This window comes from Paenibacillus sp. N22P23 (genome assembly GCF_059383735.1).
The window spans coordinates 1,039,615-1,052,795 of record NZ_JBXENT010000002.1 but is presented as its reverse complement, the minus strand read 5'-3'; the positions used below and the strand labels follow the sequence as shown (position 1 = coordinate 1,052,795).

The window sequence follows — 13,181 nt, the reverse complement described above, 5'->3', positions numbered from 1 at the left end:
AGGGGGAATTAAATATGGAAAATGCCATTACGGACCTCTTTCATCGTCATGGTGTCCTTGCAAGTGCCGCGGAGAGATATGGGATTAGCGATGAAGATGTCATTTCTATAGGCGGATTTCAAAACTTTGTGTACGAGTACCAGCATAACGGGCATGCCTATATATTGAGAATTACGCCTGGAAGCCGTCGTATAGTTGGTGTGGTAAAGGCAGAACTGGAATGGATCCAGTATCTGGTAAGCAACGGCATTTCAGCATCGCTGCCCATCCCATCCGCGACGGGCGAGTGGACCGAAGTAATTGTGACAGCAGAAATGTTCTTTACTGCGGTTTCTTTTGAGAAAGCGCCTGGACAGAAGGTGAATTATCCGGCGTGTCTGGATGACGATGAGCTATACGAGAACTTGGGTCAAATCACGGGTAAAATGCATGCTTTATCGAAGCTGTATAAGCCTGATGAGGATAGCGGCAATCGTAGAATAGAATGGTGTCAGAACGATTACTTGATAGACATTGACATCCTTCCTCCGTCCCATCAGCGTGTGAAAGAGAATTACAGCCTGATGGTGGATCGGCTTACTAAACTGCCAACGGATTCTGATACTTTTGGACTTATTCATGGGGATATGGGAGTCGGTAATTTTGTAGTAGATGACGAAGGTGAAATCACGCTTTTTGATTTCGACGAAGCGCAGTACAGCTGGTTTGTAGAAGATATCGCGGTACAGCTGTACTACCTGGTTTATGTATACGGTGGCGAGGATGGGCGCGAGCTGAGGGAGGATCAGGCCCGCCGATTTATGCGTTCTTTTATGAAAGGCTATAGCCTCGAAAACACATTAAGTGAAGATGACCTGAAGCATATTCCGTTATTCTTAATGCTGAGAGAATTGATTGTTTATATTGGGGCATTTCGCAATTATGACGGGGATGAAACATTCAGCAGCTCGGATAATCAATGGTTTAAGGATTGGATTGCAGAAAGCAGGGTCAGGTTGGAGAACAATGTACCTATCGTGGATATTTGGTAATCAGGCGGCGACTATTGAATTTCAAAATCAGCCGCTAAAATTGCTTTTAAATCCGTATTGGCTCCCCTGAAGGTTTTAACCAAACGATATTTCCCCGGTGGGAGCTTCTGCGGAAATACAACTGTCTCGGAGAAGGTTTGGCGTGGGGCTGTCTGGATGCCGATGGAGTCTACAGCTGAATCATCAGGTACATTCGTCCATCCCTCAGGTAGATCACGGTAGATCGTGTAACCGTACCCCAAATACAGATCAGTCGGCCCCGCATTATAGAGCTTTAATTCCGTTCGGTCGGCGCCCTGTACCGGCGGATCGATGGAAAGGCGGGCGTTAAGTTCATGTGGAGGTACATAAAACGTGGCCAGCAGCGTATCCTCGACAACTCCCTCTGTATTGAGAGCTTCCAAGCTAAGTAAATAATTTGTATTGGGCTGCTCCGGCAGTTTATAAGCAAAATTAAATTGATCATCCTTGATGTTGCTGCGATCAGCGACGATTTCGGTTAGCAGTTTATTCCGCTTACCGTCCTGATCGCGGCTTGTAATCTGATAGCGAACCGAAATTTGTTTCGGAATACGGACAAGTTTAATTCCTGCATCGCTCCCCGCCTCAGCCATATCGGAAGGGTAAGACGTGAGCATATTGAAACCATAATCCCCCTTAAACCATTTCTCGGTTCTGGCGCCATAATCGGTTGCAGCGGCTAATGCTTGCAGCCGAGAAAGCTTCGAGGACACACGCACTGTTTCGGGATTCCCTATCGTATCCTTGAGGCCGGCAATGGTAGGATTAACAGTCCCTTGGACTAAATCCTCTTCTGATTTGCTTCCGCATGCTGTCAAAAAAACTCCGAAAAGCAACATAAGTACTAGGATTCGCACTGGTAACACCCCCTATCTATGACGCATAATACCCAGGATTTGTTACGGCTGGAGCATGAGCAATGGTCGGTGATTAAATTATACATTTTTAGGTATTTAACGCAACATTTCTCAGATTCGATCGTCTAATGGTCATCCGGCTCCAAAACAAACAGGAGGATGATCCCTTGCTTCTTCATAAAAGAGTACTTACCTATCTTACTACGATAATAGTAGTTGTAACGATGCTGCTCAATATCCCCATTCCAGCTTCAGCAGAAGACACGCCTAAGGCAGGCGGTATTAAGGTTATGATGAACGGCTACATGTACGAGTTGACCTCGGATCCACTAATTTCCAGAGGCAATGTTTACCTGTCCGTACGTGATATGGGTCAACTGCTCGGAACAATCGTGTCTTGGAACGCTGGAGCGAAGATAGTGAGCATGAAATACCCGGAGCTCGCCGTTAAACTGAGTTATGGTTCTATGAACGCAACCGTTAATGATCATCAACTTGCATTAACAGCACCTTTGCTCAACTTACAAGGACGAATTTATGCTCCGCTTCGATTCTTCTCTGAGGCTACGAAAGCAGAGGTCGTATGGGATGAAACGAACAAAACAGTCCGAATTACGCGCAAGGATACATACCTCAAATTAGGTGTTGGTCCGATTTGGTTTAACCGTGTAACAAGCGACCTTTATATGGCACGAAATGAGCAATATCCCGTCATGCTCATCGGCAAATTGGATGGCACGCTAGTGGGTAATGTTACTCTGAGCGGGGGAATGGGCAGTTCGAGCAACGTCCTTACAATCGTGGACCAGCACATAGATGCAGAGTATCACGTACTTTATGATGCGTATAGCTTACTTATCCTGAACAATAAGATTGTGAGTCAGAAGAAAGCGACCTATGTTCAGCGCTATGAGTCCAATACGACCTATTTTCAAGTGGAAAGACCAGGAGGTTGGCTTCAGCGTTCCGTACTGACAGATGGCAAAATCGTAACTGTATTTGATGAGCAAGGCGAGGCGATTAACAACTATGATTTGCCTGCGCTTGTCGGCAAGGACGGGGTGTATACCGTAGTTTCAGTCGGCGATGATTATTTGATCGTTCGGCCGAATCAAACTGGACTTCTGACGTTAATTGATTTGAAGGACCATTCAACCGTCGTGCTGGCGGATAAGCTGTTGACTGGGGAAGAGCGGACTTACGCCTTGAACAATAAGGTTCCGTATAGCGTCGATGGGTTGAAATACGCCGGCGATATGGGACATGGATCGCTTGATTTCATCTACTACAGTCCCCTCGATAAGACGAATCGCACGGTTCGATTAACCTATGATCGGCCCTCTTACGAGGAGGAACGAAGCCAACTGCCAAAGAACAAGAATCTAAGCGAGCTGGCACCTATCTGCAGCCCGGAAACCGTATCGTCCGTGAATCTAGCAGACGGGGATCTTGCATACGTCCCACTGAACAATACCAATAAAGCCGATCATGAATCCATTAACAAGGTCTGCCGGATGCTGAAGCTATTCGTTGCAAAAGGCGTCGAAGAGCCTGCTCCCACATCAGAGGTCGAGACGTTTTTTCACGGCATGGCGATCAGTTTCGTTGACGGGAGTTACTTACAAGTGTACGAAGCGGGGCAAAGCAGCCTGGGAACAGGAATAGGACGGGGCAAACAGTTAGTACTGGACGACCTTGAGGCCTATAAGGATTTCATGCATCTGAAGATATTACCGCCAAGAGACGGGGGTTGAATGGGTGTGGAGCAAAAGAACACTTCTATTACTCACTGTACTATTCCTGATAGGAACCTTATCGCTTTCATCTGTAGGAGCGGCCGCGCCTGAGGCGAAACCTGATCAGGCAGGAAAGCAAGTGATGCCACTGCTTATGAACAATTATTTTGTACTCTTTCCGGGCGAGAAGGCGGCGTTCTTCAAGAACAATCGACTGATGGTTCCTATGCAGACATTCGCGGATACAATTGGTTCTTTCGTGGAACAGAAGCAATATGAAAACAAACCTTACTATACTATTGGGCAGAACGTCGGTCTTCTGAGACCAGGTGTGGACTGGGCCGTGTTTGGTGGAGACATGGGATGGGGCATCGGAGCTGCCCCTGAACATCGCGCCGGAGAATTATTCATTCCGATTACTCCAATATTGTGGGGGATGAGTGAACGTAAGTTTCAGTATGAGCTAAGACAAGTAAGGGGGCACAAGATGCTCGCCATTATGGAGCCCCATGTACACCGCCTGTTAGAGCAGGTAGTGGATGCTCAGAAAATTAGTTATCCTCCTATTTTATCCGATACGCCTTATCCGCTCATTCCAACATCGCTAACACAGCGAGAAATCAAGACGAATGGAGGCAAAGCAGCGTATCGCATGACGATGACTTTGGATCGAGGCGATGGATTGGGCGAGTTAATGGAAGCTATCACCTTGGAGCTTATATCCGTGGACAAGAATGGTGCAGCTACCAGAGTGGAGAAGGAGTTTGCACCTGAGGATGGACAGGTTCGAACCGTTGTCTTCGATGTACCGAATAGATCCTCCTATGTGCTTGCACAAGCGAATCCCATCTTCAAAGACGAGCCTGTATATCCTACCGGTTACAAGCTTGAAACGGCGATGACGATTGCATTGGCGAAGGTGTTCGAAAGGATAGATATCTCCCAGTATGATGGTTTAGATTTAGTTTCTTTTCGCGTCGAACCGGATGAGGTTACTCTTATCATGCGTAAGAAGTCCGGGAACACTCAGGTGATTATAGAAGAAAGTGTAAATAAGCTCAAACAGGAGATCTACGAACTAGCAGGGAGATCATTCCCTATTCAGGTGGAGATTCAGGAAGGGGCTAAAAATACGTCAACCTGAGGAAATCGGCAGCCTTGTAATACAAGGGGGATAAGAGTGGTTGCTGAGAATGTTCAAGATTAATTCGATACGGGAGTGAGTAAATGTCTAGAAAAGTAGCAGTCATACTCTCAGTATTATGGCTAGCTTTTGTTACAACCGCCACGGCCCAGGGCAACACATATAAAAGCTACTCAACTGTACACGTAATATGGGAATCCAGAGCACTACATACTGATCAAGATGTGCCTCCGATCATTATGAACAATCGTACGATGCTGCCAATTAATCTCCTAAGCCAGGTAGGCATTCATGCGGAGAAAATAGGAGCAACTGTAAAAATTACAGATGAACGGTTGGATTACTTGAGAATGATCGGGACATTAGGCGGATTAAAGCATGATCATATTGAACGTTTGCATCAATTTGATCAGGATATTTCTTCGATACTTGAACAGTTACTGCTTAATAATTCGGACACCAAACAAATCGATTCAATTGTGAAAGCTATTGATTTATTTAAACTTAATCAAAGTAATGAAATGTATGGACTGCTTAGAGAAATTAAAGTAGGACTTGAGTTTCCCTATGTGCTATACAACACCGAACACGTCTGCGATTTATTCATTCAAGCATTAGGTCATCTCAAGAACTATGCGGAAACTCAAGATACGTCTGAGATGAAAACTTTTGTTGTCATTCATCAAGAAGCATTAACCTTCTTGTCTAGCATGGAAGAGAAGGCAACGGAATTAACTAATCTTCTATTTGAAAAGATAGCTTCCTTAAACTAATAATGCAGACCAATTAGTCGTAAACATTCGAGCAGTTATCACGGCAGTTCGGTCTAAGTGAGGACCGGATACGTTCTATCGTCTATGATAAGAACAATGAAAATGGGGGATCGGTATGCTAAAACTTCCTGTCTATCATTCTGTAATATCTTCTGATGCATTAGCTCCCGTAATAAATGATCTTTATGAAATAGGGGACGTGTTGGAATGCCGGTTTCTATCGAATGGGCTCAATGATACTTATAGTCTGAAGACCAGTACAAGCAAATACGTTCTTCGGATTTATAAAGAGCATTGGCGTAATAAACATGACGCCGAGTTCGAAGTGGAATTACTGAATCACTTGAAGAGTAAGGAAATCCCTGTATCGGCGCCAGTCCTTACTAAGGATCGAAGGTACGTTATGGAACTAGATGCGCCTGAGGGAGAACGCTTCGCGGTTCTGTTTACTTTTGCAGAAGGCGGCTACTCCGATACCAAAGCGAGCTCAGATTTGTATGGGGAGCAGGTAGCAAAGATGCATCTGGCAATGGATGATTTCAACAGTGATCAGGAAAGATTCACGATTGACTTGGAGCATTTGTTGAAGCAACCTCTTCACAACATTCGAAAATCATTATCCCACAAGCCGGAGGATATGAATTATCTGGAATCATTGTCTCAAGTATTGTCGAGCCGCATCGATGAAATCTCATCCGAGCTGGAGTGGGGTGTATGTCACGGCGATCTTCATGGAGCCAACGTGCATTTTCATGAGAACGCTTTAACCCATTTCGACTTTGACTGCGGAGGCTTCGGATGGAGAGCTTACGATGTGTCTGTGTTCTTGTGGGCCAAAGTTAGAGGGAAAGAGAAGGAACATTATGAGAATGAACAATGGGTTGGTTTCCTTGAAGCCTACCAGAAGGTTAAAGGACTGGGTGAATTCGATCTTAAAGCGATCCCAATATTCATAGCGATTCGGGAGATATGGTTAATGGGTCTCCATACCGGTAACGCGCATGTCTGGGGCGCTTGGCAGGACGATCATTATTTTAATACGAACCTGAAGTTTCTACGAAATTGGTGCGAGCATCATGCTATCACTGGAACTCAAGCATGAATTCTAACGGATATCTGTGCGCCTAAGCTGAAGGCTGCCGCTCGGCAGTCTTTTTTGCGCTGCAACTTTTTGCTGTGTCGCACGTCATAAGTAAGTGTAAAAATATAGAAACTGAGACCATTTAAGGAAGGGGCAGTTTGGATGAAACCCATTCAGCGATCTAGGCTGCGGCTTAGGGTTGGGACTGCCTATTTTACATGGCGAAGATATGCTCGGTGGCTGTTCGGAGGTATCTCATTCGCGCAAACATTCGCAGTGGAACCGCTGGAACATGTTGTATTCCATCATACAACGCCAACGCTGCGGAAGCTTAAGGACGTGGATATGTGGCTGCAGCATAATAAAGAGATTAATTTGGCGCTTGCGATTCAACGACTTCATGGGCTCGTCATTGCTCCGGGTGAGACCATGTCTTATTGGAAGCTGATCGGAAGAACTACCGCGCGAAAAGGCTATGTGCCGGGGATGGTTCTGCATTACGGCACATTCAAGCCGGGGCTGGGCGGAGGACTTTGTCAGCTATCGAATTTAATTTATTGGATGACGCTGCATACACCGCTAACTGTCGTGGAGCGTCATCGACACAGCTATGATGTATTTCCGGATGCGAACCGTACCCAGCCCTTCGGCAGTGGGGCGACTTGTTCTTATAATTACTTAGACCTTATGATTTTGAATCCGACATCAGTTCCCTATCAACTCGTACTTGAGTTGAAGGACCATGTTCTAAAGGGAGAGTGGCGCGCGAGCGAGAGACCGCTGCATACCTACGAAATTTATGAGAAGGAGCATCGGATCGAGCAGCAGTATTGGGGCGGTTACGTTCGGCGTAACGTGCTTCATCGGCGTGTCTATAATCTTGAACGTGAAATGATAAACGATGAGTATATCACCGAGAATCATGCGCTGATGATGTACGCACCTTTATTAGCGGAAGGAGGTCCAAACCGTTAAATGGAGAGCATTGGATTAATGATTGTTACGGTGCTCGTTGTTATTTTGATTCTGGTGTTTCTCGCGGGGGTACTGTTGGATTTTATCAGGCCCAGTGTACTAGGTGATCATGTGAAAAAGCTATGTCTCATGGCGCTGGTAATGCTTCTCTGCGCGGGATGTACGGAGACTGACGAGGAGAAGATGGATAGATTATTTGTGAAAATGTCTAATCCGGAGTCGTTTGAATTTATTTACCAGGAAGAAATACCATTAGGAACACTGCTCCTATACAGTGATGAAACAGGTTTCCGGCATGCGTTCTACTCCGATGAACGAAATGATTGGAATAGTAGCGGTAATGGAGAGGTAAACCCTGTAGAAGGGTTTGATTGGGGAATGATTAATGCTCCGTATATACCTAAGCTTACTTTTGCAGGGGTCATTACGGATGACGATATACAGAATGTAGTGGTTAAGCAGATAACAGTAAGTAAGCAGGCTAAAATCATCTCAGCCCAACAAGGACGCTATTGGTTCGTCTATTTCGACGAGCTCGAAGCTCCCCCTGTGAATGGACCAGACCCTCTGAAAATTGAAGCATACGGAGCTGACGGTCAAGTCATTTGGAAAACAGGCATATACGAAGGGGATTACTTCTCGGGAAGGGTAAGTAAAGCAGAGGCAAACAAGGAGAGCAATTCATGAAAAAGTGGTTATACGGGATCGGATTCATCTGTGCGCTTGTTATTGCTACAGCGGGTATAATAGTTGCATTACAGCAGACAGAAATAGAGGTAGCTACGGTTTATGGTTCTGGCACATCTCCTGATGGGAACAGTATATTAATTGGCCCCTATGGTGAACGGGCAATACCTTGCAGCTATGAACAGCTCAACACACTAAGTGATGATTCCTATGTGAACATTACATATTCCGTCGTTTATAAGCAGAGTAGATGGTTCAACAAGAATCCGCACATCGTGAAGATCCTCCGCTTTGAGAGACCATTTCCAGAACAACAAAACGCACAGGTCCAAGGCTTCTATTATCGGCTAGTGGACGAGTCGCTTGAAGCGATAAACGATGATACTTCTGTATTCACGAGATTGCTTGAGAAACGTGAAGTCTATAATAACCTTGCTGACATTGTCCCGCAATCCATCGTCATTCCCCATGCTGATGATCTCAAACAAGCGCGGCAATGGGTGCAGCAGCATCATCCGGAGTTTCTGCAATTGTTGGATCAAACTGTTGTCGAAGCACCGGTGCTAAGCAGCTGGGAGCGGGACGCTTATAAGCAAGTTTACAGCAGCGCATCACCAGAGGGGTTCTCGACCGAGGATTTTATAGGTAGTTCTTCGTAGAGCATAGAAATAACGAAATCTAACGGAGTTGAAATCGATGTACCTGCGCAGTCTCGAACTGATCAAGAATGAGGAAACAGATCCGAAGCGCTATCCATTCTCCATACCTGCGTTGAAATATTTGAAGTCACTGTCTTTTCGGACAAACGTGACCTTTCTGGTGGGGGAGAATGGTTCGGGGAAATCCACGCTTCTTGAAGCGATCGCGTTTCAATGTGGATTTAATACGGCCGGTGGCGGACGGAACAATAACTATGATGTGGATGCCTCGCATTCGATTCTTGGGGAACATATTCGCCTGTCGTGGATGCCGAAGATTACGAATGGCTTCTTCCTGCGAGCAGAAACGTTCTATCATTTCGCTTCCCATATTGATACGATGCCGGATAGTTTCGGTTCTTATGGTGGTCGTTCTTTGCATAAGCAATCACATGGTGAAGCGTTCCTATCGCTGTTCCAGCATCGTTTTGGCAAGAAGGCGATCTATCTGCTCGATGAGCCGGAGGCAGCGTTATCACCTGCAAGGCAGCTGGCCTTAATGCGAGTGATTAAGGATTTAGAAGAGGATGCTCAGTTCATTATCGCGACGCACTCTCCGATCCTTCTTGGATACCCGGATGCGCAGATTGTAAACTTTGATGTGCATCCGATTGAGGAAATCAGGTATGAGGATACGCTGCACTATATTCTCACAAGGCGGTTTCTTGAGAATAGAAAGACGGTTCTGAATGAGTTGTTTTCGGATTCGGATGAAGATTACGATGAGTAATGGTGCTCCGATATGAAAAGAAAGGGCTGCCCATATAGCTGGCAGCCCTCGTACTTTAACTCGTATTACGATTTTAGATAAGGAATTTTCAACACATCGCCGGCTTTAATGTCGTCGTTATTTTTCAGATGATTGTTTTGTGCAATGTTGACTGCGAATTTAGCGGAACCGTAGTGTTTCATGGAAATGCTAGAGAGCGTCTCTCCCTGCTTCACCGTATGATTGGCAATCGGCTTTGTGACCGGAATGGCCGGAATGATTAAGGAGCTTCCCGCGATAAGATTCTTGGTAGGGTCCAGCTTGTTTTGCTTCGCGATCAACTCTACATAGTTCTTCGTTTGATAGAATTGCAGTGAAATGTTATACAAGGTATCGCCTGTGCGCACCAGATAGGTTGCCGGAAGTGTAACCTTGGAGTAGTCCATGTTCTGCGGTTTAGCAGGTGATGAACCGGCAGCAGAAGATAACGCTGGAATCTTGATGATATCCCCTGCGACCATATCATTGATAAACACAATATGGTTGTATTCCGCCAAACGAGCGACGTGCAGCTTCGAATGATAGAATTTCATCGATATAGAGGACAGTGTGTCCCCTTCTTTGACAACGTAGCTGATCGGGGACTTTGCAGGTTTGGCAGCTGTGTTGGAAGATGGTTTACTAGCTGGTTTACTAGCTTGGACGACTTTGATCTCCGGTTTCGGAATGGACGGTTTCTCCGGAGTGACAACCGGGTCCGCAGCAGCGTCTTGATCACCTTCGACCGAAGTTTCGGGCTTCGTGGTATTGCTGGAGGATTTGCCTGGAGCAGGTGCTAACTCATGAACAACCTTGTCTCCGTCATTCTTGGTTGTCGTATCGGTCTTGATCACTTGCATGCCAACGGGATCGTTCCCTGTCGCAGCTTGTTTCGGATCGGAGCCGGATTGTGCAGCATATATGCTATACAGGATTCCACTAATAATTAGGATGCCCGCTGTTGCCTGGAGAATCAACAAGGTGTTTTTCTTCTTCTTCGTACGAGCGGCTCGGGGCTGCATATTGTTGCTGGATGAGTTTCTGTTCAAAGCGCATTCTTCCTTTCGTGTTCAGAATTCTCTATCATTTCCTATATCTTACTATAAGAATCTGCCTCGAAACGAAACATCAGGGAAATCAGGTGATTGGCACTATACCGGGGCAGGAGAATGCACCTAATTCTAAGCGGGCATCTGATTCTGAAGCCGATAATCATGTGACAAAAGGAAGCAACTCGGGCATTTGAAGTAGTCATATTGGGTATGAAAGATTGATCGGCGGCTATTATTTTCTACAAAGGAGAAATCAATGTTAACGACTAAACAATTACAAGATATTGAACAATTGCAGAACGAGTGTGAAACACATGATCATGTACAGCTGAAGCTCAACTGGGAAATGCTTAGAGAACGCGAATCGGACCAACTGGATTTGTTTTATTATGAAAATGATCAGCTTGCAGCATTTGTAGGTTTGTATGCTTTTGGTTCTACAGTCGAAGTATGCGGCATGGTGAAACCTAGTGAACGACGGAAGGGGCATTTCCAGCGTTTATTCCGGCAAGCCATGGAGACAGTCCGACAGAACGGATTCAAGAGAATCCTGTTGAACGCACCTGCGGGATCTGAATCGGCAAAAGCTTTTCTGAAGAAGCAAGGCGCTGAGTACGCATTCTCGGAGCATCAAATGGAGTGGCAGGAAAAGCCCCTTGGCGAAACGGAGGGGATTATGCTGAGGCCAGCGACGCTTGAAGATTACGAAATGCGTGTACGCATATCCGTTTTGGCTTTTGGAGATGACGAAGCAGATGCCCGAGCGATGGAAAGTAACAATTATTCGGGTAACACGGATATATTCATGATTGACGTGAACGAAGCAACGGTAGGAAAAATTCGAGTAAGCCGCGAAGAGGGGCAAGCGTGGATTTATGGATTCGCCATTCTACCCGAACGTCAAGGTAAAGGGATTGGCAGCAAAGTATTGCGCCGAGTCATTAAAGAGCAAAGTGCGGCCGGATACTCGGTCCATTTAGAAGTGGAAACGAAAAACGACCATGCGCTAAGATTATATGAATCGGTTGGATTCAAAGTGGTTCATGCGCAGGATTATTATAGCTATCACTGTGATGAGGAGGTAGTCATTTGAAGAATGGCCTTAGTGTACTCAGTTATGCAGCGTATCTATTCGTTTTTTTGACCCTATCATTTTTATTTTACTGGGTATTAAGGATATGGATCGCAATGGGACGCTTCACAGCAGCTGATGCTCCTCCAGGTGACATTGGCGATTCAGAGAAAATATTTTATAGTTTCGTTGTCCCAATTGCATACGGTGTAATTATGACCTTACTATCGTTTGTGTATCGTCGAGTTTTATTGAAATACTCCGTTAGTCTAAGTGCAATTGTTATACTAGCAACAAATGTACTCATTACCGTTTATTTCATTGTACAATTCAGAATCTTTTCTTTTAGTTAATATCGTGGTTCGCGGTATAGGAGGGAAGAATGATGGATGATAGATTCGAGACAATTTCGCCGAGTGACGAGGTATTGGAGAGATTTGGAGTGAGTATAGTCGCCTGCTTGGGTGGGAGTCTCAATAAGCACTGGCTTGTACACTTTCGGGGAGAACAGCTTGTCCTGCGCCGTTGGTCGTCCAAGTCGGCTAAAGATATCGACTACGAAATACGCCTGCTAACAAGTATTGCTAGGCTGGGGTGGCCGGTCGCGCCCGCTGTCGATGGGCCCATTGAACTGGGCGGTCATTTCTGGTGCCTCTTTCCTTATCTGCCTGGTGATCCGCCATCAGAAGAAAACCGGAGTACGGAACAAAGGACACGGGGGCGACTTCTGGCGAAGTTCCACACCCATCTTGCACAACTTACCGGGTTCGGGCAGCGCGGCGATTGGCGCCGCTGTGAAGAGATTCTTGGGGACTTAACACTGGATCGTATCCTTTCTGAGCATGAGCGGAAGCGACCAGAGGAAACTCGTATATTACGATGGCACCTTGAACGAGCACGCAAGCGGGTTTTTGGACTAAAGCCTCAATCTATGAAAGGCATCATTATCCATGGAGACTTTACGCCGTGGAACCTACGTTTCAAAGATGGGCATCTCTCAGGTATCCTTGATTTTGAACTCGCCCATTGGAATCATAGAATCGGCGACTTTGCGCTTTCGTGGCGTGGCGCGCATGACGAGGTCGTTAATGCATATAATGATGTTTCGCCACTTGAACCTGAGGAGTGGGAGCTGCTTACGCCAATGTGGTGGGCTTGGCTCATTGAAGGTGCTTGCCGGGATATAGCGAAAGGCATTCTCATCGACTGCGACGGATGGGTCATCAAGCATTTACGGAGACGTTCTCCACTGATGGGGCAGGATTCAGCCGAATTCAGGTGAAAACCGCCTCATAGCTGCGACCAA

Annotated in this window: 13 protein-coding genes; 11 read left to right on the top strand and 2 right to left on the bottom strand. The window is 46.0% G+C overall.

Annotated features, from left to right (window positions below; genetic code table 11):
* The first annotated feature begins 14 nt into the window (after positions 1-14).
* Positions 15-1,031 (top strand): phosphotransferase enzyme family protein, encoded by a 1,017-nt coding sequence (locus AC506A_RS15290; RefSeq protein ID WP_495461842.1) that lies wholly within the window; start codon positions 15-17, stop codon positions 1,029-1,031.
* Between the two features lie 11 nt (positions 1,032-1,042).
* Here AC506A_RS15290 and AC506A_RS15285 read toward each other — a convergent pair whose 3' ends face one another.
* The gene (locus AC506A_RS15285) at positions 1,043-1,909 is read right to left on the bottom strand and encodes an immunoglobulin-like domain-containing protein (protein WP_495461841.1); all 867 of its coding nucleotides are present in this window, start codon (positions 1,907-1,909) and stop codon (positions 1,043-1,045) included.
* A gap of 167 nt (positions 1,910-2,076) precedes the next feature.
* Between AC506A_RS15285 and AC506A_RS15280 the strand changes: the two genes are divergently transcribed.
* The 8 genes from AC506A_RS15280 (at position 2,077) to AC506A_RS15245 (ending at position 9,733) form a co-directional block, all read left to right on the top strand.
* The gene (locus tag AC506A_RS15280) at positions 2,077-3,663 is read left to right on the top strand and encodes a copper amine oxidase N-terminal domain-containing protein (protein WP_495461840.1); all 1,587 of its coding nucleotides are present in this window, start codon (positions 2,077-2,079) and stop codon (positions 3,661-3,663) included.
* Between the two features lie 4 nt (positions 3,664-3,667).
* The gene (locus tag AC506A_RS15275) at positions 3,668-4,789 is read left to right on the top strand and encodes a hypothetical protein (RefSeq protein WP_495461839.1); all 1,122 of its coding nucleotides are present in this window, start codon (positions 3,668-3,670) and stop codon (positions 4,787-4,789) included.
* Between the two features lie 83 nt (positions 4,790-4,872).
* Positions 4,873-5,562 carry a hypothetical protein gene (locus tag AC506A_RS15270; RefSeq protein ID WP_495461838.1) on the top strand — a complete coding sequence of 230 codons (690 nt, stop codon included), beginning with the start codon at positions 4,873-4,875 and terminating at the stop codon, positions 5,560-5,562.
* Positions 5,563-5,677: 115 nt separating this feature from the next.
* Positions 5,678-6,664 (top strand): phosphotransferase, encoded by a 987-nt coding sequence (locus tag AC506A_RS15265; RefSeq protein WP_495461837.1) that lies wholly within the window; start codon positions 5,678-5,680, stop codon positions 6,662-6,664.
* Positions 6,665-6,805: 141 nt separating this feature from the next.
* The gene (locus tag AC506A_RS15260) at positions 6,806-7,618 is read left to right on the top strand and encodes a VanW family protein (protein WP_495461836.1); all 813 of its coding nucleotides are present in this window, start codon (positions 6,806-6,808) and stop codon (positions 7,616-7,618) included.
* Entirely contained in the window at positions 7,619-8,305 is a 687-nt protein-coding gene (locus tag AC506A_RS15255; protein ID WP_495461835.1) for a hypothetical protein, read from the top strand.
* Positions 8,302-8,964: a hypothetical protein gene (locus tag AC506A_RS15250; RefSeq protein ID WP_495461834.1), complete on the top strand. Its 663-nt coding sequence runs from the start codon at positions 8,302-8,304 to the stop codon at positions 8,962-8,964. Before AC506A_RS15255 ends, AC506A_RS15250 begins: the two co-directional genes overlap by 4 nt.
* Before the next feature lie 37 nt (positions 8,965-9,001).
* Complete coding sequence (locus AC506A_RS15245; RefSeq protein ID WP_495461833.1) at positions 9,002-9,733, top strand: AAA family ATPase; 732 nt, start codon at positions 9,002-9,004, stop codon at positions 9,731-9,733.
* 65 nt (positions 9,734-9,798) lie between these two features.
* On the opposite strand, the gene AC506A_RS15240 is transcribed toward AC506A_RS15245, so the two are convergent.
* Positions 9,799-10,800 (bottom strand): LysM peptidoglycan-binding domain-containing protein, encoded by a 1,002-nt coding sequence (locus AC506A_RS15240; RefSeq protein ID WP_495461832.1) that lies wholly within the window; start codon positions 10,798-10,800, stop codon positions 9,799-9,801.
* Positions 10,801-11,059: 259 nt separating this feature from the next.
* Here AC506A_RS15240 and AC506A_RS15235 point away from each other — a divergent pair, with 259 nt between their 5' ends.
* Both AC506A_RS15235 and AC506A_RS15230 read left to right on the top strand, forming a co-directional pair.
* Positions 11,060-11,896, top strand: coding sequence for a GNAT family N-acetyltransferase (locus AC506A_RS15235; RefSeq protein ID WP_495461831.1), 837 nt, complete (start codon positions 11,060-11,062; stop codon positions 11,894-11,896).
* A 421-nt stretch (positions 11,897-12,317) separates the two neighbouring features.
* Positions 12,318-13,157: a phosphotransferase enzyme family protein gene (locus tag AC506A_RS15230; protein WP_495461830.1), complete on the top strand. Its 840-nt coding sequence runs from the start codon at positions 12,318-12,320 to the stop codon at positions 13,155-13,157.
* Positions 13,158-13,181: the final 24 nt, after the last annotated feature.